19 protein-coding genes are annotated in these 24,654 nt (G+C 60.6%); 14 read left to right on the top strand and 5 right to left on the bottom strand.

Annotated features, from left to right (window positions below; all coding sequences use genetic code 11):
- Positions 1-15: 15 nt before the first annotated feature.
- Positions 16-585, bottom strand: a complete 570-nt coding sequence (gene efp, locus ASE04_RS01320; protein ID WP_056810712.1) for an elongation factor P — start codon at positions 583-585, stop codon at positions 16-18.
- A 149-nt stretch (positions 586-734) separates the two neighbouring features.
- Between efp and epmA the strand changes: the two genes are divergently transcribed.
- The 8 genes from epmA to ASE04_RS01280 all read left to right on the top strand — a co-directional run bounded on the left by epmA (position 735) and on the right by ASE04_RS01280 (position 12,342).
- Entirely contained in the window at positions 735-1,799 is a 1,065-nt protein-coding gene (gene epmA, locus ASE04_RS01315; protein ID WP_056810709.1) for an EF-P lysine aminoacylase EpmA, read from the top strand.
- Positions 1,796-2,845 carry a lysine-2,3-aminomutase-like protein gene (locus ASE04_RS01310; protein WP_056810705.1) on the top strand — a complete coding sequence of 350 codons (1,050 nt, stop codon included), beginning with the start codon at positions 1,796-1,798 and terminating at the stop codon, positions 2,843-2,845. Before epmA ends, ASE04_RS01310 begins: the two co-directional genes overlap by 4 nt.
- A gap of 263 nt (positions 2,846-3,108) precedes the next feature.
- On the top strand, positions 3,109-3,360 hold the full coding sequence (locus tag ASE04_RS01305; protein WP_056810702.1) for an acyl carrier protein: 252 nt from the start codon (positions 3,109-3,111) through the stop codon (positions 3,358-3,360).
- Positions 3,361-4,542: an acyl-CoA dehydrogenase family protein gene (locus ASE04_RS01300; RefSeq protein WP_056810699.1), complete on the top strand. Its 1,182-nt coding sequence runs from the start codon at positions 3,361-3,363 to the stop codon at positions 4,540-4,542. It begins immediately after the preceding gene.
- Positions 4,543-4,546: 4 nt separating this feature from the next.
- The gene (locus ASE04_RS01295; RefSeq protein WP_056810696.1) at positions 4,547-5,455 is read left to right on the top strand and encodes an amino acid--[acyl-carrier-protein] ligase; all 909 of its coding nucleotides are present in this window, start codon (positions 4,547-4,549) and stop codon (positions 5,453-5,455) included.
- On the top strand, positions 5,446-6,426 hold the full coding sequence (locus ASE04_RS01290) for a DUF1839 family protein (protein WP_082597219.1): 981 nt from the start codon (positions 5,446-5,448) through the stop codon (positions 6,424-6,426). Before ASE04_RS01295 ends, ASE04_RS01290 begins: the two co-directional genes overlap by 10 nt.
- 16 nt (positions 6,427-6,442) lie before the next feature.
- Positions 6,443-8,917 carry a glycoside hydrolase family 2 protein gene (locus ASE04_RS01285; RefSeq protein WP_056810690.1) on the top strand — a complete coding sequence of 825 codons (2,475 nt, stop codon included), beginning with the start codon at positions 6,443-6,445 and terminating at the stop codon, positions 8,915-8,917.
- A 98-nt stretch (positions 8,918-9,015) separates the two neighbouring features.
- Entirely contained in the window at positions 9,016-12,342 is a 3,327-nt protein-coding gene (locus ASE04_RS01280; protein ID WP_056810688.1) for an oligosaccharide flippase family protein, read from the top strand.
- A 7-nt stretch (positions 12,343-12,349) separates the two neighbouring features.
- Here the strand turns inward: ASE04_RS01280 and ASE04_RS01275 are convergent, their stop codons facing one another.
- The 3 genes from ASE04_RS01275 to ASE04_RS01265 all read right to left on the bottom strand — a co-directional run bounded on the left by ASE04_RS01275 (position 12,350) and on the right by ASE04_RS01265 (position 14,847).
- The gene (locus tag ASE04_RS01275) at positions 12,350-13,516 is read right to left on the bottom strand and encodes a glycosyltransferase family 4 protein (protein WP_056810683.1); all 1,167 of its coding nucleotides are present in this window, start codon (positions 13,514-13,516) and stop codon (positions 12,350-12,352) included.
- Positions 13,517-13,651: 135 nt separating this feature from the next.
- A complete protein-coding gene (locus ASE04_RS01270) occupies positions 13,652-13,888 on the bottom strand; it encodes an Lrp/AsnC ligand binding domain-containing protein (protein ID WP_056810680.1) in 237 nt (78 codons plus the stop codon).
- A gap of 68 nt (positions 13,889-13,956) precedes the next feature.
- Positions 13,957-14,847 (bottom strand): LysR family transcriptional regulator, encoded by an 891-nt coding sequence (locus ASE04_RS01265; protein WP_056810678.1) that lies wholly within the window; start codon positions 14,845-14,847, stop codon positions 13,957-13,959.
- Between the two features lie 109 nt (positions 14,848-14,956).
- On the opposite strand from ASE04_RS01265, the gene hglS reads away from it, so the two are divergent.
- The 6 genes from hglS (at position 14,957) to ASE04_RS01235 (ending at position 23,296) form a co-directional block, all read left to right on the top strand.
- Positions 14,957-16,369: a 2-oxoadipate dioxygenase/decarboxylase HglS gene (gene hglS / locus ASE04_RS01260; protein WP_156408675.1), complete on the top strand. Its 1,413-nt coding sequence runs from the start codon at positions 14,957-14,959 to the stop codon at positions 16,367-16,369.
- A gap of 62 nt (positions 16,370-16,431) precedes the next feature.
- Positions 16,432-17,715, top strand: a complete 1,284-nt coding sequence (locus ASE04_RS01255; RefSeq protein ID WP_056810670.1) for an NAD(P)/FAD-dependent oxidoreductase — start codon at positions 16,432-16,434, stop codon at positions 17,713-17,715.
- 22 nt (positions 17,716-17,737) lie between these two features.
- On the top strand, positions 17,738-19,276 hold the full coding sequence (gene amaB, locus ASE04_RS01250) for an L-piperidine-6-carboxylate dehydrogenase (protein ID WP_056810666.1): 1,539 nt from the start codon (positions 17,738-17,740) through the stop codon (positions 19,274-19,276).
- Between the two features lie 214 nt (positions 19,277-19,490).
- The gene (locus tag ASE04_RS01245; RefSeq protein ID WP_056810663.1) at positions 19,491-20,519 is read left to right on the top strand and encodes an iron ABC transporter substrate-binding protein; all 1,029 of its coding nucleotides are present in this window, start codon (positions 19,491-19,493) and stop codon (positions 20,517-20,519) included.
- Between the two features lie 129 nt (positions 20,520-20,648).
- Complete coding sequence (locus ASE04_RS01240; protein WP_244490310.1) at positions 20,649-22,250, top strand: ABC transporter permease; 1,602 nt, start codon at positions 20,649-20,651, stop codon at positions 22,248-22,250.
- Positions 22,247-23,296, top strand: a complete 1,050-nt coding sequence (locus tag ASE04_RS01235) for an ABC transporter ATP-binding protein (protein WP_056810658.1) — start codon at positions 22,247-22,249, stop codon at positions 23,294-23,296. The genes ASE04_RS01240 and ASE04_RS01235 overlap by 4 nt, the downstream gene beginning before the upstream one ends.
- Here ASE04_RS01235 and ASE04_RS01230 read toward each other — a convergent pair.
- Entirely contained in the window at positions 23,288-24,616 is a 1,329-nt protein-coding gene (locus tag ASE04_RS01230) for a glucoamylase family protein (protein ID WP_056810655.1), read from the bottom strand. The two genes, ASE04_RS01235 and ASE04_RS01230, sit on opposite strands and share 9 nt — an antisense overlap.
- Positions 24,617-24,654: the final 38 nt, after the last annotated feature.

The following is a 24,654-nucleotide window of genomic DNA, read 5'->3' as shown; positions in this document are numbered from 1 at the left end:
TTTGCGTCCCGCTGATTAGTTCTTTGCGCGTTCGACGTAGGAATTGTCTTCCGTCGCGATCACGACGCGGGTGCCGGCATCGATGTGCGGCGGGACGGAGGTGCGGACGCCGTTCGACAGCATGGCCGGCTTGTAGGAAGACGATGCCGTCTGGCCCTTGACGACCGGCTCGGTCTCGGTGATCTCGAGCGTCACGTGGCGCGGCAGCTGCAGCGCGAGTGCGATGCCTTCGTGCATCGACAGAATGCAGACCATGCCTTCCTGCAGATAGGCCTTCTGGTCGCCCATGGTGTCGTTGTCGACGACGATCTGGTCGTAGTTCTCCGGGTTCATGAAGTGGAAGCCTTCACCGTCCTCGTAAAGGAACTGGTGGTTGACGTCTTCCACGAAGGCGCGCTCGACCTGTTCGGTCGTACGCCAGCGCTCGGAAACTTTTACGCCATCGACGATGCGGCGCATGTCGACCTGAGTGACCGGCGTGCCCTTGCCCGGGTGGAAGTTGTTGGCCGTCAGAACGACGTAAAGCTTGCCGTCCACATCGAGGACGTTGCCCTTGCGGACGGAAGAGGCGATGACCTTGACCATAAGAGTTCCTTGTAACTGGGCTTTTGGCGTCGTAGAGGACTGTCGAAATGGTCCCGGAGACGCAATCAGATGTTCTTTGGGGGCGCAACTAACCTAAAATCCGGCAAATTGCCAGCCCTGGATTGACTGATCGGTCAGGACTTGTTCGAATGAAAGCTTCGATCACTAATGTCTCTCCCTGGTGGACGCCCAGCGTTCATACGGACCGTCGCCCGTTCCTGATGGGTCGGAATGCGGTTCAACTGGCTGTGCGGGGCTATTTCCTGAGCGAGGACTTCGTCGAGGTCGACACGGCTGCGCTGCAGGTTTCTCCGGGAAACGAAGCGCATCTTCATGCTTTTGTCACCGAAGCGCTGACGACCGACGGGCAGGCGACGCCTTTTTATCTCCACACCTCGCCGGAATTCGCATGCAAGAAGCTGCTGGCCGCCGGCGAGCGGCGTATTGCGTGTTTTGCGCATGTGTACCGCAATCGTGAGCGCGGGCCTCTTCACCATCCCGAATTCACGATGCTCGAGTGGTACCGAACGGACGAGAGCTATGAGAGCTTGATGGACGATTGCTCGAGGATCGTCGCTCTTGCTGCCGAAACGACAAAGAATCCGAAGTTCGTCTATCGTGGCAAGGAGTGCGATCCGTTCGCGGAAGCGGAAAGGCTGAGCGTTGCCGCGGCATTCGACCGGTTTGCCGATATCGACCTGCTGGCATCGATTTCGTCCGATGGGTCCACCGATACGGAGCGTCTGGCATCAGACGCAAGAAACAACGGGATTCGCGTTGCCGATGACGACGGTTGGGCAGACGTCTTCAGCCGTGTTCTGGTTGAACGCGTGGAGCCGCATCTTGGTGTCGGGCGCATGACGATCCTCGACGAATATCCCGTCTCGGAAGCAGCGCTCGCGAAGCCTTCCACGCGTGATCCCCGCGTCGCCGAGCGTTTCGAAGCCTATATGTGTGGTGTCGAACTGGCGAACGGTTTCGGTGAGCTGACGAACCCCGTCGAACAGCGCCGCCGTTTCGAGATCGAAATGGCGGAAAAGTCGCGGATTTACGGCGAGACCTATCCGGTTGACGAGGATTTTCTGGATGCGCTGGCGATCATGCCGGATGCGAGCGGTATCGCCCTCGGCTTCGATCGTCTGGCGATGCTTGCCACCGGCGCCTCGCGGCTCGACCAGGTATTGTGGGCGCCTGTCGCGGAGTATGGGCGATGAATGTCGTCAGGCCGATCAAGTCTCTCAACGACCTTGCCGAAGCCGGTTTGCTTCAGGGCCGGGATAAGGCTGAGCTTGAGAAGGTAGCCGCGCGCTACGCGATCGCGGTCACGCCGACCATTTCGGGGCTGATCGATCCCGCTGATCCCGCCGATCCCATCGCGCTTCAGTTCGTGCCTGATGCCGCGGAACTCCACGTCACTCCCGAAGAGCGAGCGGATCCGATCGGCGATCACGCGCATAGCCCGGTGGAAGGGATCGTGCATCGATACCCGGATCGAGTGCTCCTCAAGGCTGTGCACGTCTGTCCGGTTTACTGCCGCTTCTGCTTCCGGCGGGAAATGGTCGGCCCCCAGGGACTCGGGACGCTCGACGCGGCGGCGATGACGGCTGCGTTCGACTACATCCGGTCGCACGAGGAGATATGGGAGGTCATTCTGACAGGCGGCGATCCGTTGGTGCTGTCGCCTCGCCGCCTAGGTGACATCATGGATGAGCTCGCATCCATCGGTCACGTCAAGATTGTCCGGTTTCACACGCGCGTTCCCGTCGTCGACCCCGAGAAGATCGATGCGGCCCTGATCGACGCCCTTAAACGTAGCGGCAAGACGGTCTATGTCGCCCTGCATGCCAATCATCCGCGCGAAATGACGGATGAGGCGCGGGCTGCCTGCGGTCGCCTTGTCGATGCGGGTATTGCCATGGTCAGCCAGTCGGTGCTCCTGAAGGGCGTCAACGACGATCCTTCGGTGCTTGCCGAGTTGATGCGGGCCTTTGTCGAGACGCGCGTGAAGCCATACTATCTCCACCACCCCGACCTTGCGCCAGGAACCAGCCATTTCCGCCTGACCATCGAGGAGGGGCAGAAGATCGTTGCCGCGCTGAGAGGTCGGATTTCCGGACTCTGCCAGCCGACCTATATTCTCGATATACCCGGCGGTTACGGCAAAGCAGCCATTGGGGCGCAGCCGATCCGGCATATGGAGGATGGATGCTATGTCGTTTCCGACTTCCAGGGGCGCGAGCATACCTATCCGCCTACCTGATAGTTCAGCCACGCGAAAGACGTACTGAATCAGGACGATTTGTCGCGCACGACAGGCGTCGCCGTTCACGCGGCCTCCAAGTTAAGTTTTTGGTATCTCTCGATTTTCTTGCGCGCCTGCGCTCGCTTCTTGGTTTTTAATGACCGGGGTTATTTTCCTTTAACTACGTCATTTAGGGGAATCTTGGCTTTTCGCGAATAGAGCTAGTGTTATTGCGGCGTTAGTTGCCCCCTCGGGATATGATGATCTTGGAGATATTACGAATGAATACGACAATCCGCGAACTTCTGGTCAAGTTCGGTAAGCTCCCTGTCGCCGTTGACCAAGTGGCGGACGATGCGGATCTCTACGCAGCGGGTCTCACTTCCTTTGCTTCCGTACAGCTGATGCTCGGCATCGAGGAAGCGTTCGACATCGAATTCCCGGATAACCTTTTGAACCGAAAGTCTTTCGCCAGCATTTCGGCGATTGCCAAGACGATCGAAGTCATCAAAGACAGCCGGAAGGTTGCCTAGATGAACATCCCGGTCAAAATCACGGAAGAAGATTTGAGTGTCAGGGTTTCGCGGGTTGCGGCAATCGCTGCCAAGCACGCGGACTCCGTTGATTTTGAAGCGAGATTCCCGACCGAGGCCGTGGAGGCGATGAAAGCCGAACGGCTGCTCGGCATCCAGATCCCCAGCCAGTTCGGCGGGGAGGGTGCAACCATTGCGCAGATCGCCGAGCTTTGCTCGATGCTGGGTCAGGCCTGTTCGGCCGCCGCGATGGTGTTCGCCATGCACCACATCAAGCTCTGCAGCCTTGTCGAGCACGGCGACAGCAGCGAATGGCATTGCTCCTTCATGCGCCGCGTGGCATCCGAGCAGCTGCTCGTCGCATCCGCGACCACCGAGGGTGGTATCGGCGGCAATCTTCGAAACAGCATTTGCGCCATTTCGATCGAGGGCGATATCTGCCGTCTCGAAAAGGATGCAACAGTCATTTCATACGGCTCCCATGCCGATGCGATCATGATCACGTCCCGCGCTCATGCGGATGCCGCGTCTTCGGATCAGGTTCTGACCGTCTTCCTGCGCGATCAATACACGCTCGAAAAGACCCACGTCTGGAACACGCTCGGCATGCGCGGAACCTGTTCCGACGGTTTCCTTTTCAAGGGTGAGGCGCCGGCCAACCAGATTTTGCCGAAGCCGTTTGCAGAAATCGCGGCGCAGTCGATGCTCGCCTCCTCGCATCTCCTCTGGAGCAGCGTCTGGTACGGTATCGCGGTCGATGCGGTCGCGCGCGCCCAGGCATTCGTACGAGCCGCGGCGCGCAAGTCGCCGGGTTCGCCACCGCCAGGTGCGCTGCGCCTTGCCGAGGTTTCCAATCTTCTACAGATGGTTCGATCCAACGTGGTCGCCGGGCTGAAGGCATACGAAAACGCCAAGAGCGACGCTGACAAGCTCTCGTCGATGGGTTTTGCGGTGGCGATGAACAACGTCAAGATCGCCTCGTCGGAGACGATTCTCGAGATCATCAATCATGTGATGCTGATCTGCGGCATCATGGGATACAAGAATGGCACGCCTTTCAGTGTGGGCCGTCATCTGCGCGATGCACATTCCGCGCAACTTATGATTTCCAACGACCGCATACTCGGAAACACATCGAGCATGCTCCTGGTCCACAAGCAGGACACAAGTCTACTGGGGTGATGACATGGATGCACAAGTGACGTTTCTCGATCGACTTTTCGAATCGGGACTTCTCATCGATACCGGGGTCGATGGCCTCTACGGCCGTAGCGGGCAGTTCGAAGACGTCATCGCTGCCTTCGAACGTTTGATCGATAAGTTTGGTGGTGCGGATGGCGCTGAAGCCATGCGTTTTCCGCCTGGCATGAACCGCGCGTTCTTCGAAAAGAGCGGCTACATGAAGAGCTTTCCGCAGCTGGCGGGCACCGTCCACAGCTTCTGCGGCAACGAACTCGATCACGTCAATCTTCTTCAATGCATGGAAGTGGGTGAAGACTGGACGGCGGAGCAGAAGGCCACGGACATCGTTCTGACGCCTGCCGCCTGCTATCCGCTCTATCCGACCGTTGCCAAGCGCGGTCGCCTGCCGGCTTCGGGCGGCCTGTTCGACCTGCAATCCTATTGCTTCCGTCATGAGCCGTCGCAGGATCCAGCGCGCCAGCAGCTCTTCCGGATGCGGGAATATGTCTGCATGGGTACCGAGCAGCACGTCACCGACTTCCGCCAGCGGTGGATGGACCGCGGCGTCGAGATGATGAGTGCCGTGGGACTCGATGTTACGATCGACGTCGCAAACGATCCTTTCTTCGGTCGCGCCGGTAAGATGCTTGCCAACAATCAGCGCGACCAGAACCTGAAGTTCGAGCTGTTGATCCCGATCACCTCGGTCAGCAAGCCCACCGCCTGCATGAGCTTCAACTATCATCAGGATGCCTTCGGCGCGAAGTGGGGCCTCAACCTTGAAGATGGCAGTGTCGCGCATACGGCGTGCGTGGGCTTCGGGCTTGAGCGTATCGCTCTTGCGCTTTTCCATCACCACGGGCTCGACGTTAAGGCGTGGCCGGCAAAGGTGCGTCAAGCGCTGTGGGGCTGAGCGTATCCATGACAGCTGTGTTCCCGGGGATTCGCCCGGAGGGCTACGAGCCACATGCCCTGCATTCAAGCGAGCGCATGTGGCCGGAGACCAACTGCTACGTCGACCTCTGGATCGAGGTGCTGAGCGCTGCCGGCGTTTCGCCGGAAGCCATGCTTGGCTTCACCTTGACGCAGGATTTCGAAGGCGACCAGTTCACCTTCTTCAAGGTGCCTCTCGAAGATCTGGAGGCACTCTACGATATCCGCGTGACGGAGCTCGCGATTTTCGACGAGGTGCATCGGCACGTCGAGACGCAGATCGCGCGTGGCCGGCTTTGCCTGCTCGAAATGGACTCCTTCTACATGCCGGATACGCTGGGCACGGCCTACAGGACCGAGCACGGCAAGACGACGGTTGCAATCAACCGTCTCGACTTCACCAGCAAGCGGATCGAGTATTTCCACAACGGCGGGTATCACGCGTTGCAGGGCGACGATTTCGACGGACTTTTCCAGTTTCATCTCTCGGAGACGAATCCGCCGTTCCTTCCCTATACCGAGTTTGCCAAATTCCCTGAGAGAGTGAAGCCGCAAGCCGAGGTTCTCGACGTGGCAAGACGCCTGCTTGCAACCCATTTCAAGCGCCGTCCGTCGTCGAACCCGATCCGCGCCTTTGCAAGCGTGTTTCCTCAACAGGTAGAGGCGGTTGCAGAGCGTCCGTTCGGCTTCTTCCACAAATACGCCTTCAACACGTTGCGGCAGTTTGGCGCCAACTTCGAACTTGCGGCGGATCACCTGCTTTGGCTTTCCAAAGATGAATTCTCGGTCGCCGTCGATCATGCCCGCCGGATTTCCGAGGTCGCAAAGTCTGTCCAGTTCCAGCTCGCGCGCGCCGTGACCCGCAAGAAGTTCGAGCCTTTGGCGACTGTACTTGATCCTGCCGCAGATGCATGGGATTCCATGATGGCTTCGCTTGCGGAGCGTCTGTGAAGCCGAGGGCCTGACGATGCGGGGGAGACTGGCGAGTATAGGAGCGGAAACGACTCCGCTCAGCGAAGGCTGGAATCTGGTGCTGACGGAGCCGGGCGCCTGCGCCTCGCCGCATGAGTTGCCGCTATCCGGACATGTCATTCCTGCCGAGGTGCCCGGTACTGTTGCTGCGGCCCTGGAGAGAGCCGGCCTGTTCGACCGCGAGAATCCGCGGCCGCTCGACACGCAGGATGCCTGGTATGTCTGCCGCCTATTCGACACCCCGCCGGGAGATGCCATTCTCCGGTTCGAGGGTCTTGCGACGCTCTGCCACGTCTTTCTGAACGGCCAGGAAATCCTCGCCTCCGAAAGCATGTTCACGATGCACGAGATTCCCGTCACGCTTTCGGGCGGCGACGAGTTGGCCATGTGTTTTCGCGCGCTGGCGCCGCGATTGTCCGAGAGCGGTCCGCGCGCCCGGTGGCGGCCACAGATGATTGCGCCACAGGGTCTGAAAAACGTCCGGACGACACTGCTTGGTCGGATGCCCGGATGGTGCCCGGAAATTCATGCTGTCGGACCCTGGCGTGCTGTGACGCTCGTTCGGCGCGATGTGGTTTCGATCGACAATGTCTCCGTGCGGGCGACACTCGAAGCGGATGGAACCGGCAAGCTCAGCGTTTCGCTCTATGCCGATGTCGACAATCCAAGTCTGATGCTGCGATGTGCCGGTCGCGAGCAGCCGTTCGAGAAGGTGGGAGAGAAACACTACTCCGCCATTCTCAGGCTGGCAGACGTCGAGGCCTGGTGGCCTCATACACATGGCGAGCCGCACCTCTATGCGTTTTCGATCGTCGTCGATGGCGTCGAGATCAATGTGGGAAAAACAGGGTTTCGCCGGATCGAGGTCGACCACGGCGACGACGGCAAGAGCTTTGGATTGCGCCTAAACGGAGAGCCGGTGTTCTGCCGGGGCGCCGTCTGGACGACCGCCGACATCGTGCGGCTGCCGGGCCAGCGGCATGACTACGAGCCGTTCCTTCGCCTCGCCGCTGAGGCCGGTATGAACATGATCCGCATCGGCGGGACCATGGCGTACGAAACGCCGGAATTCTATGCCCTGTGTGACGAGCTCGGGCTGCTCGTCTGGCAGGACTTCATGTTCGCCAACTTCGACTATCCGAAGAACGACAAGGCGTTCATGGCTCATGTGCATGCCGAGGTGGAGGAGTTTCTGCACGGCGTCCAAGGGTCTCCTTCGATCGCGGTGCTTTGCGGTGGCAGCGAGATCTATCAGCAGGCGGCAATGCTCGGACTTCCCGCCGAGTTCTGGAATAACCCGATCACCGAGGAAGTCATTCCGGCAATCGCATCGCGGTTGCGGCCCGATGTGCCCTACATTCCGAACTCGCCTTTCGGTGGAGCAATGCCTTTCTCGCCGAATGCGGCGGTGACGCATTACTATGGTGTCGGCGCCTACATGCGCCCGCTCGCCGACGCGCGTCGCGCCGACGTCCGCTTTGCTGCCGAGAGCCTCGCTTTCGCAAATGTTCCGCAGCAAAAGACGCTGCAGCGATATCTCGACGTGCCGCCGGTCCACAGCCCTCTCTGGAAGACGCGCGTGCCTCGCGATCGCGGCGCCTCATGGGATTTCGAGGATGTCAGGGATTTCTATCTCGGCGAACTCTATGACGTCGATCCCACTGTGCTGCGCCGCGAAGACAAGGATCGCTATCTCGATCTCTCCCGGGCGGTCACCGGCGAGGTGCTTGAAGAGACCTTCGCGGAATGGCGCAGGAACGGTTCGCGATGCAACGGCGCGCTGGTCTGGACGCTTCAGGATCTGCTTCCCGGTCCAGGCTGGGGTGTGATCGATTCGACAGGCGAGCCGAAGCCGATCTGGTACGCGATGCGACGCGCGTTCCGGCCCGTGCAGGTGGTTTTGACGGACGAGGGAACCAATGGGCTCGACGTCCACGTCATCAATGAAACCAATCATATCCTAAAGCTTGATCTCGAGATCGTTTGCCTTCGCCGCGGCAAGCAGCACGTCGTCAGCGGTGGACGCATCCTGACGCTGGAGCCGAGAAGCCGCGAAACCTTTGCCGCCACGGATCTTTTCGGTGCATTTTTCGATACGACATACGCCTTCCGCTTCGGGGCGCCGTCGCATGATGTGGTCGTTGCGCGACTGCGCCTGCCGGATGGCGGGCTGGTTGTCGCGGATGCATTCTATTTCCCGATCGGCCGCGCCAAGGCATCCCATGATGCCGATATCAGCGTCGCTCTCACCCGCGACGGCAAGCACTGGTTCGCCGATCTGACGACGGACTGCCTTGCGCAATCGGTCCACCTGACCGCAGACGGGTTCAGGGCAAGCGATGACTGGTTTCATCTCGCGCCGGGGGCACCGAAGCGAGTCGAGCTTGTGCCGTTGCCGGGGAAGACCGAGGAAGACGTGCCATCCGGCAAAGTCGCAAGCATCGGCTGCGCCCGATCCTTTGCCTTCTAAGCGGCACGGTTCGGAAAAATCGACCGGCTTTGCAAACCAATTTTGAAAGACTTTCGCATTAGCATGGCCGGCATCTGACGGCCTTGAACAGGATTGACATGTCGAAGGGAATTATCGCGAATTCGATGATGAATGGAGCGGCAGGAATGCTGCTGCTGCTGACCGGATTCCTTTCGTCCATCATTACCGCGCGTCTCCTGGGACCGGAAGCAAACGGCATCATCGCCTTTTCGCTCTGGCTCGTCGTGACAGGCGCCTCGATCGCCGAACTGGGGTCGAGCATTACGCTCGGAAAGACGCTGCCGCAGCTGCAGGCCGACGGTTTCGACGCGCGTCGCAGGCTTGGGTTCGCGTCGCTGCTCGTCACTGTCATGCTGTGCTCGACGGTCGTGCTGCTTGGCCTCTACACCCTGTTCTTCCTCACTTCGGAAGAGATGCACTGGGCAAAGACGGCGCCGTCGATCGCCTATGTGACCGCCGCGCTGTTCTTCGTCCAGTCGATCGGGTCGTTCGTCAAATTCTACCTTATCAGCGAGCGCAGGCTCGGGGATTTCTTCAGGCTCGCGATCGGCGTCTGCATCCTGCAGCTTGTCGGCGTCGGCGCGGGAGCAATCTTCTATGGCGTCGAGGGCGTGCTTGTCGGTTATCTGCTCGGACAACTCGTGTTCTTCGTCGCGACGCTGCCCATCCTATTCACCAAGCGCGACCGATGCGGCGTGCCGCTGAAGTATCTGGCGACTTCGTCTGTCATGATCTCGACGCAGTTCCTGATCGACTCGATCTTCCTGAACAGGGTCGAAATTCTCTTCCTGCAGCAGTTCTGGTCGGTTGAGATGGTCGGCTTCTATGCGGTCGGTCTGTCGATCGCCAACATCGCGCTGCAGTTGCCCATACAAATGACCGGCAGCCTATTGCCTTATTACTCCGAAAGGCGGCACGCGAGCGACGACCGCGCTTTGCCGGTCGAGGTTTTCGCGGCCGTTACCCGCAGCATGGCTTACATCATTCTGCCGATGAGCTTCGGACTTGCGGCGATCTCGGGCGAATTGGTCCGGGTCATTTTCGGTGAGGCTTTCGAGAGAAGCGGCACTGTCGTGGCGCTGCTCGCGCTTGCGGCACCCTCCTACACTTTCATGCAGACTCTCAGTCTCTATCTTCTTTCGATGGACAGGGTGCGCGATCGCGTTCGCGTCAGTGTTGTTGCCGCCGCGATCATGACGGTCGGATGCCTGGCGGTCATACCTTATTTTGCCGCGGAGGGCGCTGCGGTCGTCAGAATCGCGGTCTTCACGATAATGTGTGTGATCATGGTTCGTCAGACAGGGTTCGGGAAACAGCTTTCGGGCCTATACGTAAGCCTATTGAAGACGGTGACGTCCGCGGCCATTTGCGCTTGTATTGCCGTCGTAGTTTTACACTTCCTAAACGGTTCTATTGGACTTTTGATCGCAATAACGGCCGGGGGGCTCGGTTATATTGTTGCATTGAATATCCTGAACGTAATTCCGTCCGAGGATGCCGAGGTTATGCTTTCAATCGTGGATAAAATGCCCAGCTCGCTCAAGGGGCGCGCCAGGAAGGCTGTGGAGTTCATCGCTCCCGTCAATCGCGACAGAGCCGAAGAAACGGCTCCAGCCGACGTGCAATCAGATGAAGATCTCTATGCGGGAACCGCGGATGGCGCCGGCCGGGAGGCCGCGCTTCCATTTGCGTCCGATCAGACCGTAGCGCTTTACAAGCCTGAGACCACAGGCGTCAGAAAGCGCTCGACCGCGGTGCTTTTCATCAACCCCTGGGGGTTTGAGGAAATGTGCACCCGGCGCTTCTTCCGCGTTGCCGCCGAGCATTTCGCTGACGTTGGCGTGCCGAGCCTACGGTTCGATTATCCGGGTACCGGCGATGCGCTCGATCTCGGTGCTGCGCCCGCGAGCCTCGCGGTCTGGGAAGATTCGATCCGCGCGCACGCTTCGAAGCTCAAGGAGCTCAGTGGGTGCGATCGCATTATCTTCGTGGCCCAAGGCCTAGGCGCGACGCTGGCACAGCGGATCGGCCAGACGATCGACGGCCTGGATGCCGTCGTCATGCTTGCCCCGGTTCTCAACGGGCGTTCCTATCTGCGCGAGCTCAGCGCATGGTCGAAGTTCATCAATCATCATCTCGGCCTGACCGAGGACGATCTTCCGAAGGACCAGCACATCATTGCCGGTCTCGTGCTGCCGGATGGTATTGCGGCCGAGTTGTCGAAGCTGAAGATCGGGACGCCGGAACAGATTGCCGCGCCTCGCTATCTTATCCTGGAGCGTCCCGCGCGTGCCGATGAAACGGCTTTCGCGGACGGACTCAGCGCTCTCGGCGCTGCTGTCGAGCAGCGGTCATTCGATGGCTATGACGATCTTGTCACCGATCCGCTTTTCGCCAAGGTTCCGCTCGGCACGGTGCACATGCTCGCCGAATGGATGGATGCGCAAACGTCGCTCGATAACAGCGAGGTACGGTCGGTGCAGATTGTCGATGCCGGGGTGCTGAAGGGCAACGGTTTCGAAGAGGTGCCGGTACGCTTCGGTGAGTTCAATCATCTCGTCGGCGTGATCTGCCGTCCTATCGGACCCGCAAGCGGCAACGCCGTTCTGTTTCTTTCGACCGCCTACGACCGCCATTGCGGTTGGGGACGTACGATCGTCGACATGGCCCGCAATCTGGCATTGGAGGGGATTGCCTCTCTGCGCTTCGATTCGGCAAATGCCGGCGATAGCCCGCCGCGCCCCGATGCACCGGCTCAGATTCTCTATTCGGCCACCCAGAACGAGGATGCACGCGCGGCCGTGGATCTGCTGGAGACTGTCGTGCCCGGCCCGCTCATGGTGGCAGGGCGTTGCAGCGGCGGATATCTGGCGATCCGCGCTGCCGTCGCGGACGACCGGCTGAAAGCCGCGGTGTCGATCAATCCGTTCGTGTTCTATTGGGATCCGGACCTCGCCGTCGAGAAGAGGCACGTGGTTTCCGTTCCACGCAGCTTCGAGGATTACGGCGAGCGGCTGGCGAGCATGGATACGTTCAAGCGCCTGATCCGTGGCGAGATCGATATCAAGGCGGCGATCAAGAACGTGGTCATTGCCTTCGCACGCCGTATGTCGGTGCGTATCGCTCCGCTGATCGAATATCTGCCGGGCCGTCGTCACACCGCTGTCGAGGTCAAGCGGTCGTTTTCGATCTTCGGCAAGCGGAAGGTGCCGCTAACGTTGATCTACAGTGAAGGCGATGTCGGCCTCGAGCACATGTACTTCCATTTCGGCCCGGGCGGCCGGAAGTTCGCCCGCCATCCGAACGTCCGGCTGGTGATGCTGGCGGATGCCGATCACAACCTTACGCCGCCGGAATCACGACGGACCGTCTTCCAGGAAATCGTTCGGCTGGCAAAGGGGTAAGGCCGGCCTAGCCGGCGATCAACTGCTCGTAGACCGAGATGTACCGGTCCGCGACGACGTCCCAGGAATAATCACCTGCTTCTTTCAGCAGCTGCGCCCGAATTGCGGGCGCACTTGTCTGAAGACGTTGGAAGGCTGCGTCCAGAGCGTCGGCTGCTGTCGCCGCATTGGAAAAGTCCGTTACCGAGATCTGTTCGTGGCGATCCGCGAGCGTCTTGTAGGCTTCGTTGGCGTTCAACACGGGCAGGAGGCCTGCACTCATCGCCTCCAGCGCAACGAGGCCGAAGCCTTCGTAGGCGGATGCCGACGCGAAGATCGACCCGCCGGAGATAATCTGGCGAATAGCGTCGTTTTCAGGCGAAACGTGGATCGTGACCGCCGTTTCGATGCCGAGTTTCTTGGCCTGCTCAATGAGCTCGTTTCGGCTTAGGTCATATTCCACCCCGACGATATCGAGATGCCAGTCTTCCGATCGGGTCCTCAAGGCGGCAAGGGTCTTGAGGAGATTGTCCAGACGCTTGTTCGCCGAGAAACGGCCAATGGTGACGATCCGACGCCGCGGGATCCGGGAAGCCTTGTCGGCAAACTTGCCGATATCGGCACCGTTCTCGATGACGATGGTCCGGCTCGGCGCAATCTTCGAGAACTGCCGGAGATCGGACATGCTGCAGCCGATGACCTTGTCGTAGCCCATGGCCGAAAGGCGGGTGATGGTCTGAAACCACACCTTCTTCAGGGATGCGTAGTTCGGCGTGTGGAAGAAGCCGCCGTGCGTGGTGACGACCATCGGCTTTCGATGCAGCTGTCGCCCCCAGGCGAGCGCGTCGTAAAAGAAATCGATCGCGTGGACGTGGATGAGATCGGCGTCGGAGAGGTGGCGAAACACTTGCGGCGCGATCGGATATCGCGTGCTGCCCGACCACGGGATACGGACGACCTCCGTGCCGTTTATGAATTCATGAGCCGGCAGTTTGGAGTCGGGCACTGTGAACAGCGAGTCCAGCGTAACAACCCGGACGCGGTAACCTCTCTTGAGCGTGTGCTTTGCGAGGTTTGAGACAACGTCCTCCAAGCCCCCGCGGTTCGGCAGGAACTGGCGGATGACGTGGACGATCAGCGGCGCGGAAGCAACTGCTGGCTCTGCGTCTTTGACGTAGGTTTCGACGGCGGACATGGCTCACCCCTTTGGCCGCAGACGGCCAAGAGTTACAATCCAGCCAACAGAACTACGCGCGTCGTTAAAGTGGCGTTTAAACGCCGTCTTTGCTTGTTTTAGTCGTCGGCAAAGTTAACCGATCATGATCCTCAATCAGAAAGCCTTGAAGGTCAGCGTCGTGAGGGAGCGAACGATCCCCGGGATGTTGGCAATGTTGTCGTTAATGAATTTGCCGATATCCTGCCCTTCCTGGATGTAGACTTTCAGGAGAAGATCATAGTCGCCGCTCGTGGAATAAAGTTCCGACACCAGCTCGGTCTGGTAGATGGCGTCGGCAACCTCGTAGGTCTTGCCTGGAGCGCACTGGAGCTGGACGAAAATCGGCTTCATGGGGAGTTCCTGCGTAGAGTTCAGTTCGGGCCGCATAATGGTCGAAATGACCGTATGGACGCAAGCTGTTATGCGGAAGCTTCCAGTACGATCCAGTCGCGAAAGGCCGCCAGGGGCGCATAATCCGCACGCTCAGGCGGATAGGCGAGATAATATCGCTCGCTGCTCTCTGTCTCGCGATCGACGGCGGCGACGAGGTCGCCCCTTTTGCGCTCCTCTTCGATGAGGAATGTCGGCAGCAGCGCCACTCCAAGGCCAGCGATGGCAGCCTGCGCGGCGGTCGCAAACTGATCGAACAGCATGCCATGAACGTTCTGGAACGGCACGGCATTGTCGCCGAACCACTGTTCCCAGGCATCCGGTCGCGTTGTCAGATGCAGCAGTGGCAGGTCGAGCAAATCTTCCGCGCTATTGATCGCGTGGAGATCGCGGAAGATCGGGCTGCAGGCGGGAACGGTTCTCTCGGACATCAGAAATGTCAGCTCGGCTCCCGGCCAATGGGCGTGGCCGAAGTGGATGGCGGCGTCGATCGAATCGAGGCGGAAGTCGAAGGAGGAGAGCCGCGTGACGAGGTTGATCGTCACGCCGGGGTTGGTTGCCAGGAAACGGCCAAGACGAGGCGCCAGCCAGCGCGTTCCGAAGGTCGGGAGAATGGCGAGGTTGAGCGTGCCGCCGTGCGGATTGGCGCGCAGGTTCAGCGAGGCGTTGGAAATACGCCGCAATGCTTCGCGAATCTCGCGAGCATAGCTGTCGCCAGCCATCGTCAACCGCACCGTCTGGCGCTCGCGAATGAAGAGTTCGACGCCGAGTTGCTCTTCCAGAGCCCTGATCTGCCTGCTGACAGCGCTTTGTGTCAGGTCGAGTTCGCGCGCAGCGGCGGTGACGCTGCCGGTTCTCGCCACGGACTCGAAGGCGCTGAGCAGCGATGTGGAAGGTAAAAAGCGTCGCGACGGCAGCATGGGTCATTCCATTTGAGAATGAGCTATTTCCTAAATGTCGATATTTCTGGCTTATGTGCGCTTGTAAAGGACTCTATCGATCAAATTCGGAATGAGCGCGGAGTTCACCATGCAGGCAGGTTTCGTTTCCACAGATCGCATTCGCTCTCTTTTCACGGAGGCGATGTCGCAGATGTATCGGGCCGAGGTGCCCCAGTACGGAACGCTGCTGGAATTGGTCGCCGAGGTGAATGCCGAAGTGCTCGCCATGAATGCCGATCTTCGCGAGCGACTGACGCGTGCGGGCGAGTTGGAGCGTATCGACGTGGAGCGCCACGGTGCGATCCGTCTCGGCACCGCGGAGGAACTCCACACTATCAGCCGGCTCTTTGCCGTCATGGGCATGCAGTCCGTCGGCTACTATGATCTCTCGGTCGCCGGTGTCCCGGTTCACTCCACCTGCTTCCGCCCGATCGACGATCAATCGCTGAGCATCAACCCGTTCCGGGTATTCACATCCCTGCTGCGTCTCGAGCTGATCGAGGATGAAGGGCTGCGTGCGGAAGCTGCGGAGATTCTCGTAAGACGCCGCATCTACACCGAGCGCGCCATCGAGCTGATCGAGCGGCATGAGCGGGCGGGCGGGCTGACCGAGGCGGAAGCGACAGAATTCGTTGCCGAAGCGCTCGAAACGTTTCGCTGGCACGGCGAAGCGACCGTCACTGCCGAGACCTACAAGCGCCTGCATGACGCCCATCGTCTGATTGCCGATGTCGTCAGCTTCAAGGGGCCCCATATCAACCACCTGACGCCACGGACGCTTGATATCGATGCCGTTCAGCAGCGGATGCCTCAGCGTGGCATTACGCCGAAGGCTGTCATCGAGGGGCCGCCACGGCGGGCGTGCGATATCCTGTTGCGCCAGACGAGCTTCAAGGCACTGGAGGAATCGATCCTGTTTGCTGGCGCTGATGGAGTAGCCGAAGGAACCCACACGGCCCGCTTCGGGGAAATCGAACAGCGCGGCGTTGCGCTGACGGCGAAGGGTCGGGCGGTCTACGATCGGCTGCTGGCTTCCGTTCGCGGCGAAGTGCAGGTTGGCGCCGCTGGTGCGAAGGCCAGAGATTATGACGCAGAGCTCTCCGAGCGCTTCCAGCAGCTGCCGGACAACTGGAGTGCCCTTCGGCGACAGGAGCTGGCATTCTTCCATTATTCCGCGACGCCTGCGGGTATTGCGGCTGCGGTCGGCGGACAGCTGCCGTCGAATGTCGAGGAGCTGATCGCGAAGGGATATCTGACGTTCGACCCGATCGTCTACGAAGACTTCCTGCCCGTCAGCGCCGCCGGTATTTTCCAATCCAATTTGGGGACCGACCAGCAGCAGAACTATGCGACCCGGTCGAACCGCGCGGCATTCGAGGACGCGCTTGGCGGGGATGTCACGGACGAGCTCGATCTTTATGCGGAACGGCAGGCCCGATCGCTCGAAACCGCCATCGACTTGCTCGGGCTTGCGGCGCTACAGTTGAGGCCGGTCGCCTGAGAGTTTCCTGAGTAATCCACTGGCGCTACAATGCCGTCTATCTCGTTTCATGGACAAGCTTGATGCTGAATGATCCGCGCTCCCACGGGCTTTGGGAAAAGACCGCTCCACCGGCGCCCGCGACCTCATTTTTGGACGGGAGCATTTCCGCCGACGTCGTTGTCATCGGTGGAGGCTACACCGGCCTTTCGGCGAGCCTGCATCTGGCGGAAGCCGGGGCGAAGGTGGTTTTGCTGGAGGCAAGGGAAGTCGGCTTCGGCGGTGCCGGCCGAAATGTCGGGCTGATCAATGCCGGGATGTGGGTCATGCCGAATGACCTGCCCGGCGTGCTCGGCCCTGTCTATGGCGAGCGGCTGCTCGACCTTCTCGGCAACGCGCCCAAACTGGTGATGGAGCTGATTGAAAAGCACTCGATCTCTTGCGAACTGGAGCGCAATGGCACCCTTCATGTTGCCGTCGGGCCGGATGGCCTGAAGGAGATCGAGGACCGCCACAGCCAGTGGGCAGCGCGTGGCGCCGCCGTGACGTTGCTCAACGCAGCGGAAACAGCGAGACGCGTCGGCACCGACGCCTACACCGGTGCTCTGCTCGACATGCGTGCCGGGACGTTGCAGCCGCTGGCCTATGCCCGCGGTCTTGCTCATGCGGTCGCCGCCGCGGGCGTTCGTCTCCACACGTCGAGCCCGGTCATTGCCGCCGAGAAGAATGGCAGCCGCTGGACGGTTCGGACCGAGAAGGGCGATGTGACCGCCGATTGGGTCGTGGTGTCGACCGATGCCTATAGCGTCGGGCCATGGCAGCAGGTCCGCAACGAGCAGGTGCACCTGCCCTACTTCAATTTCGCGACGACGCCGCTGAGCGACAATCTGCGCAAGTCGATCCTCGCCGGTCGTGAAGGCGTATGGGACACGAAGGAAATCCTGTCGTCCTATCGTATGGACAAGGCAGGACGCCTTATATTCGGCAGTGTCGGGGCGCTGCGCAACACTGGGCTCTCCGTGCACAAGGCGTGGGCCAAGCGCTCGCTGCGCAAGCTGTTTCCGCAGATCGGCGATGTCGAGTTTGAATGCGAGTGGTACGGCAAGATCGGTATGACCGACAATGCTCTGCCGCGATTCCACAAGTTCGCACCCAACGTCGTCGGTTTTTCCGGATATAACGGCCGTGGTATCGCACCGGGAACGGTTTTCGGGCGCACGCTCGCGCAGCATATCCTCGGCCATCTCAGCGAGGCCGATCTGCCCTTGCCGATGACGGCGCCGGCCGAACCGCGCTTCCGCGCCGTCAAGGAATTATGGTACGAGGCTGGCGCGCAAGTCGCCCACTTCGCCGATGCACGTCTTTAAAAATATGAGGTTGGAACACGACATGACTATCAACGCAATCGATCTCGCCACTGAGACAAAGACACTGCTTGCCGACCTTGGCGTCCAGGCGGACCGCTTTACAGGCGGCACGCTTCGCGTCACCTCGCCTGTCACCGGCAAGGAAATCGGCGCGCTGAAGGAACATTCAGCCGGCGACGCAAAGGCTGCAGTCGCCGAAGCGCACAAGGCTTTCCTCGAGTGGCGTTCCGTTCCCGCGCCGAAGCGCGGCGAGTTGGTCCGCCTGCTCGGTGAAGAACTGCGCGCCGCGAAGACGGCTCTTGGTCGCCTCGTTTCCATCGAAGTTGGCAAGATCACCTCCGAGGGGCTGGGCGAAGTCCAGGAAATGATCGATATCTGCGACTTCGCCGTCGGCTTGTCGCGGCAGCTCTACGGTCTGACGATCGCGACCGAACGTTCCGAGCATCGCATGATGGAAAGCTGGCATCCGCTCGGCGTCGTCGGCATCATCTCGGCGTTCAATTTCCCTGTCGCGGTCTGGTCGTGGAACGCAGCCCTTGCGCTGGTTTGCGGCAACTCCGTCATCTGGAAGCCGTCCGAGAAAACGCCGTTGACGGCGCTGGCGACCCAGGCGCTCTTCGAAAGGGCGCTGAAGCGCTATGTTGCCGAAGGCGGCCAGGCGCCGGCCAACCTTTGTGCGTTGCTGATCGGCGGACGCGAGCTTGGCGAGGTTCTGGTCGATAATCCGAAGGTGCCGTTGGTATCGGCGACGGGCTCCACGGCCATGGGCCGGGCGGTTGGTCCACGGCTTTCACAGCGTTTCGCGCGGGCCATTCTGGAGCTCGGCGGAAACAATGCGGCGATCATCTGCCCGACCGCCGACCTCGACCTGACGCTGCGCGGCGTCGCCTTCTCCGCGATGGGCACGGCCGGTCAGCGCTGCACGACCTTGCGCCGCCTGTTCGTGCATGAAAGCGTGTACGACAAACTCGTTCCGCGCCTACAGAAGGCCTATGGTTCGGTCTCCATCGGCAATCCGCTCGAGAGCGGCACGCTCGTCGGGCCGCTGATCGACAAGCAGGCCTTCGACAAGATGCAGTCGGCATTGACAGAAGCCAAGGCCGTCGGCGGCAAGGTCACCGGTGGCGATCGCGTCGAAAACGGTGCCTCCGAGGCTTACTACGTTCGTCCTGCCCTCGTCGAAATGCCGTCGCAGTCCGGCCCGGTGGAGCACGAAACCTTCGCGCCGATCCTCTACGTGATGAAGTACAGCGACTTCGATGAAGCGGTCGAACTGCACAATGCCGTTCCGCAGGGCCTATCGTCGTCGATCTTCACGAACGATATACGCGAGGCCGAGGCGTTCGTTTCGGCTCGCGGTTCCGACTGCGGCATCGCCAACGTCAACCTCGGACCTTCCGGCGCTGAAATCGGCGGCGCGTTCGGCGGCGAAAAGGAGACGGGCGGCGGCCGCGAGTCCGGGTCCGATGCGTGGAAAAGCTACATGCGCCGCGCGACGAATACGATCAACTACGGCAAGACCCTGCCGCTTGCACAAGGCGTCAAGTTCGACGTCGAGTGATCGCTGTTATTCTGCATAGAAGGGCGACGGCGCAATCGTGCCGTCGCCTTTTTGTTTCCGAACAGTCCCTTGTCTAGAAGTGTTCTAAAATTGATGAGATATTTCAAGCATTTGTGATCGACAGGCTTGCGCGTAAACTTGAAATGCTAATTCAAGAAAAATATACGAGCTTCACCGCGTCCGGGACGTGGAGTGAACCAGCATGGAGGGTATCATGGACTTTTCCTTTAACCGTCTTTCGGGTGCAATGGCTGTCGCCACGGCTTTGTTTACGGCAACTGCGCTGACGAGCGGCGTTGCACGGGCAGACGATTCCGAAGGCATCGTGGTCTACAATGCGCAGCATGAAAGCCTTGGTCGCGAATGGGTCGATGCCTTCACCAAGGAGACCGGCATCAAAGTGACGATGCGTCAGGGCAGCGACATGCAGTTCGCCAACCAGATCATTCAGGAAGGCGACGCTTCTCCCGCCGACGTCTTTCTCACCGAGAACTCGCCGGCAATGACGCTGGTGGACAGCGCCGGCCTCTTTGCTCCTGTTGACAAGGACACGCTGGCTCAGGTTCCGGAAGAGTATCGCCCGTCGGACGGCATGTGGACCGGCATTGCCGCTCGTTCGACGGTCTTTGTGTACGACAAGACCAAGTTGACCGAGGACAAGCTGCCGAAGTCGCTGCTCGATCTGGCTGATCCGGCCTGGAAGGGCCGCTGGGGTGCATCTCCGGCCGGCGCTGATTTCCAGGCGATCGTCAGCGCTCTGCTTGAGCTCAAGGGCGAGGAAGCAACGGCTGCCTGGTTGAAGGCACTCAAGGAAAACGCAACCCCCTACAAGGGTAACAGCGTTGCCATGAAGGCGGTCAACGCGGGCGAAGTCGAAGGCGCCGTCATCTATCACTACTACTGGTTCGGCGATCAGGCGAAGACCGGCGAAAACAGCAAGAACGTCGCGCTTCACTACTTCAAGAACCAGGACCCGGGCGCATTCGTCAGCATTTCCGGCGGCGGCGTCCTCAAGTCGAGCCAGCACGCGAAAGAGGCGCAGGCCTTCCTCAAGTACGTGACCAGCAAGGCCGGTCAGGACATCCTGAAGACGGGCACGTCCTATGAATACGCCATTGGCAAGGATGCCGCTTCGAACGACAAGCTTGTTCCGCTGAGCGAACTGAATGCGCCCAAGGTTGATGCTGCGAAGCTCAACAGCAAGAAGGTCACGGAACTGATGACGGCTGCCGGCCTCATCTAAGTTCCTCCGCATCGGTCTTCTAAGCCAAAACTGTTGCTTTTGGCTCAAGAAAACCTTACGGCATGCGCAGTGGCAACCGCTTTTCCATAAGCGGTTGCCTTCCTTTTTCAGCGTTTGAAGGCGGTTGCCTTGCTGCAAGACAATAGATTGCTCGCTCCTGGCCATGATGCGCCAAAGGTGCGGCCAGTTAAGGGATTGGGCCGGCTGCGTTTCCGCATGCCGCATGTCTCCGTCGTCTTCATCGCCTCCTTCGTTGCGTTGCTCAGCCTCGTTCCGCTCGGCTTCATTGCCTGGATCACCATCGATGTCGGCTGGCAGACCGTGCGCGAACTCGTGTTTCGTCCGCGCGTTGGCGAGTTGCTGGTCAATACGGTTTTCCTGGAAGCGCTCACGGTGCCGCTCTCGATCGCGCTGGCTGTCACCTTGGCGTGGCTTACCGAGCGCACCGATATACCCCTCGCGCGGCTATGGTCCTGGCTTGCGGTTGCTCCTCTTGCCGTGCCGGCTTTCGTACACAGCTACGCCTGGGTCAGCCTGGTTCCGGGCATGCGCGGGCTGACGAGCGGCGTCTTCGTTTCCGTGATCGCCTATTATCCGTTTCTCTATCTGCCCGTCGCTGCTGCCTTGCGGCGGCTCGATCCGGCGATCGAGGATGCGGCTGCTTCCCTTGGTCTGAACTCCTGGGGGGTCTTCTTCCGGACGATACTGCCGCAATTGCGATTGGCGATCTGCGGCGGCTCGTTGCTGATCGCGCTGCACCTGTTGTCGGAATACGGGCTCTACGTGATGATCCGCTTCGACACCTTTGCCACGGCGATCGTTGATCAGTTTCAGTCGGCCTATAACAGCCCGGCAGCGAACATGCTCGGCGGCGTGCTGGTCGCTTGCTGCCTGCTGTTGCTTTCCCTCGAGGTGCTGATCCGGGGCAACGAACGCTATGCGCGCGTCGGTTCGGGCGCAGCGCGGCCGACCGATCGGCGCCGTCTGGGCTGGTGGGTAGTGCCTGCGATTGCTCTGCCGCTGGTTCTGGCGCTTCTGACGCTCGGCGTTCCCCTGGTGACGCTGGCGCGCTGGCTCTATCTTGGCGGGCTCGGCATCTGGCGCCTGGATACGGTCGGCAATGCCTTCGGGCAGACGATCATTCTTGCCATTGTCGGTGGTATCCTGGCGACGATCGCGGCGACGCCCATGGCGTGGCTCTCCGTCCGCGCGCCGGGACGCCTTCAGCGCATTCTTGAAGCCTGCCACTATTACGTCGGCTCGCTCCCGGGTGTCGTCGTGGCGCTTGCCCTCGTGACGATCACCGTTCGGCTCGTTTTGCCGCTCTACCAGACATTCGCGACGCTGCTGCTTGCCTATGTCCTGCTCTTCCTGCCCCGCGCGATGGTCGGCCTGCGGGCAAGCATTGCGCAGGCGCCGGTGGAGCTTGAACGGGCGGCGATGGGACTTGGCCGGACACCGTCCCAAGCCGTTCGGCAGATCACCATGCGGCTCGCAGCGCCCGGTGCCGCGGCGAGTATCGCCCTAGTCGCGCTTGGCATTACCAACGAACTGACCGCAACGCTGATGCTGGCGCCGAACGGCGTCGAGACGCTTGCGACGAAGTTCTGGTCGCTCACCAGTGAGATCGACTACGTGTCGGCCGCGCCCTATGCGTTCATGATGGTCGTTCTGTCATTGCCGCTAACCCTTCTTCTCCATGCTCAATCGAAACGGACTGCCGGACAATGACGCTGCTTACCATCAACGGCATCAGCAAGCGCTACAGCCGCGTCCAGGCGTTGGACAACATTTCGCTGAATGTCGAGGCAAGCAGCCGGACGGCGATCGTTGGTCCTTCGGGCTCGGGCAAGACCACGCTTCTGCGCATCATCGCCGGCTTCGAGCAGCCCGATACCGGTCGCGTCACACTTGAAGGCGATCTCCTTGCCGATGGTCCGACTGCCGTTCCCGCGCATAAGCGCGGCATCGGGATCGTATCGCAGGAGGGCGCGCTCTTTCCGCATCTGAACGTTGCCGAGAACATCGGCTTTGGCATCGCGCGTGGCGCGGCTGGCCGTGACGCGCGGATTGCCGAACTGCTCGATATGGTCGAACTGGACCGCAACATGCTGTCGCGTCGGCCGCATCAGCTGTCGGGCGGGCAGCAACAGCGTGTGGCGCTCGCACGCGCGCTTGGCCGCCAGCCGCGGCTGATGCTGCTCGACGAACCGTTCTCGGCTCTCGATACGGGCCTGCGCGAGAACATGCGCAAGGCGGTGGCGCGTGTACTGCAGGCTGCCGGGATTACCACGATCCTCGTCACCCACGACCAGGCCGAAGCGCTATCATTCGCCAATCAGGTTGCGGTGCTGCGTGAAGGACGGCTTGTCCAGTCCGGCTCGCCACAGTCGCTCTACAGACAGCCGCGCGATCGTGAGACCGCCCTTTTCCTCGGTGATGCCGTGATCCTGCCGGCGATCGTCAGGGACGGTCTTGCGGATTGCGCGCTCGGTCGGGTCGCTGTCGATGGCAGCCACACCGGCAAGGTGGAGATCATGCTGCGGCCGGAGCAGATCCGCGTCGTGACGGATGAGAACAATTCGAACTACGGCGGTCGCGTCGTGGAGGTCGAGTTCGGCGGCGCGACCTGCACGGTGTCGGTTTCGCTCGAGGGTGTTGCGCTCCCGCCGATCCTGATCAAGACCTCCAGTGTAGCATTGCCGGCGCGCGGCGACCGCGTTCGCCTCGACATCGCTGGCAAGGCGCATGTCTTTACCGGCCGGGCGTCAAGCTGATCTTCGTTCGGTCTCTCTTACGCTTTCGTCCAGCCAGCCCCCGGTAAAGCCGGCCAGTTCCAAGCCTCGCCGGATTTCAGGCGATCGGCGCATCAGGTTCCAGATGAAGTCGGAGCGATCGTTCTCGATCGACATCACGAGAAGGCCCTGGTCGATGCCGACACAACGGTCATCGACCCAGCCCTCCGGCCGTTTCGTCTTCACGGTCGGATTGAAGCCGCCGGGAAAGCGGTCCTCGTAGAGCAGCTCGGGATAGGTCGAAAGCAATGCGCGCACGCCGTCGATCGACGCCTGGCGATCGTAGGGGAGCGACGCAAGTGCTGCCCAGGGCGCGATCGTGCCGTCATCCGGACCGAGCGGCGCACCGCGGGCGGCATAACCGAGTACGCGCGGGTGGCGACCGCCGCGCATGTTGCGCGTCGGCGGCGGACCATCGGACGCCGAGAGCCCCCAGACATCTCTGTTGTAGCCTACGAAATGGCCGGGATTGCGCTCGGCATACTCACGCTGCACGGCAATCGAGATCCGGGTGTTGCGGAAGTAATCGAGATTCCGCTCCAGCATCGGCTTGTCCTGAATGCCACGGAAATCGATCCAAGCATGCGAGAAGAAATGGATGAACAGTGGGCCGGCGTAGAGATATGGCTGCTCGCCGAACAACATCCATGAATAGCTCGAGGTGAACGCGTCGTAGCTTGCTTGCGGGACCGGATGGGTGGGAGAGGCGAGCGCCAGCGTGTAGAGCAGCACCGCTTCGTCATAGCCCTGCCAGCGCCAGCGCAGGAAACCGCTGCCCGGCTTCCAGCCCATGCAGATGGTCTCGCCCTTGTTCAGCGCCCAATGCCAGTCGATCCGTTCGTAAACAAGCGCTGTCAGCCGCCTGATGTCGGCCTCGATCTCATCAGGACCATCGAAATAGCTTGCCGCCGTCAGCATGCCTGCCACCAGCAACGTCGTGTCGATGGTGGAAAGCTCGCTGTTCCAGGCACGGTGGCCGGTATCCATGTGCAGGAAATGGTAGAAAAAACCCTTATACCCGATCGCGTGTCGTTCGCGGCCCTGATGGCCCTCGGCGAAGAAGCAAAGCGTTTTCTTCGTGCGCTCCGCCGCATCCGCCCGCTCCATCCAGCCGCGCTCGACGGCCACGGTATAGGAGGACAACGCGAAGCCGACCGCCGCGATGCTGCAGGGCACGCCAGCAACGGACGTATCGGCGACGAGGCCGTTGTCGGGGTTGTAGTGTTTCAGGAAATAGCTGAACGCGGCCTTCTGCAACCTGTCGATCAGTGCGCTATCCGCCTCGTCGGTCCGTTGTAGCATGCGTTCTAAGCCCGATTTGTTTCCTGTCCTGTGTTCAC

This window comes from Rhizobium sp. Root708, assembly GCF_001429725.1.
Classification (GTDB): Bacteria; Pseudomonadota; Alphaproteobacteria; order Rhizobiales; family Rhizobiaceae; genus Rhizobium.
This window is presented reverse-complemented; position numbering and strand designations above follow the sequence as displayed.

Bases quoted from the DNA above. Each gene is read 5' to 3' on its own strand.
- ASE04_RS01255 (WP_056810670.1), top strand. From the start codon at position 16,432: ATGCTGAATGATCCGCGCTCCCACGGGCTTTGGGAAAAGACCGCTCCA.
- ASE04_RS01265 (WP_056810678.1), bottom strand. From the start codon at position 14,847: ATGCTGCCGTCGCGACGCTTTTTACCTTCCACATCGCTGCTCAGCGCC.
- ASE04_RS01285 (WP_056810690.1), top strand. From the start codon at position 6,443: ATGCGGGGGAGACTGGCGAGTATAGGAGCGGAAACGACTCCGCTCAGC.
- hglS (WP_156408675.1), top strand. From the start codon at position 14,957: ATGCAGGCAGGTTTCGTTTCCACAGATCGCATTCGCTCTCTTTTCACG.
- ASE04_RS01280 (WP_056810688.1), top strand. From the start codon at position 9,016: ATGTCGAAGGGAATTATCGCGAATTCGATGATGAATGGAGCGGCAGGA.
- ASE04_RS01275 (WP_056810683.1), bottom strand. From the start codon at position 13,516: ATGTCCGCCGTCGAAACCTACGTCAAAGACGCAGAGCCAGCAGTTGCT.
- ASE04_RS01235 (WP_056810658.1), top strand. From the start codon at position 22,247: ATGACGCTGCTTACCATCAACGGCATCAGCAAGCGCTACAGCCGCGTC.
- ASE04_RS01300 (WP_056810699.1), top strand. From the start codon at position 3,361: ATGAACATCCCGGTCAAAATCACGGAAGAAGATTTGAGTGTCAGGGTT.
- ASE04_RS01295 (WP_056810696.1), top strand. From the start codon at position 4,547: ATGGATGCACAAGTGACGTTTCTCGATCGACTTTTCGAATCGGGACTT.
- ASE04_RS01305 (WP_056810702.1), top strand. From the start codon at position 3,109: ATGAATACGACAATCCGCGAACTTCTGGTCAAGTTCGGTAAGCTCCCT.
- amaB (WP_056810666.1), top strand. From the start codon at position 17,738: ATGACTATCAACGCAATCGATCTCGCCACTGAGACAAAGACACTGCTT.
- efp (WP_056810712.1), bottom strand. From the start codon at position 585: ATGGTCAAGGTCATCGCCTCTTCCGTCCGCAAGGGCAACGTCCTCGAT.
- ASE04_RS01270 (WP_056810680.1), bottom strand. From the start codon at position 13,888: ATGAAGCCGATTTTCGTCCAGCTCCAGTGCGCTCCAGGCAAGACCTAC.
- epmA (WP_056810709.1), top strand. From the start codon at position 735: ATGAAAGCTTCGATCACTAATGTCTCTCCCTGGTGGACGCCCAGCGTT.
- ASE04_RS01310 (WP_056810705.1), top strand. From the start codon at position 1,796: ATGAATGTCGTCAGGCCGATCAAGTCTCTCAACGACCTTGCCGAAGCC.
- ASE04_RS01230 (WP_056810655.1), bottom strand. From the start codon at position 24,616: ATGCTACAACGGACCGACGAGGCGGATAGCGCACTGATCGACAGGTTG.
- ASE04_RS01245 (WP_056810663.1), top strand. From the start codon at position 19,491: ATGGACTTTTCCTTTAACCGTCTTTCGGGTGCAATGGCTGTCGCCACG.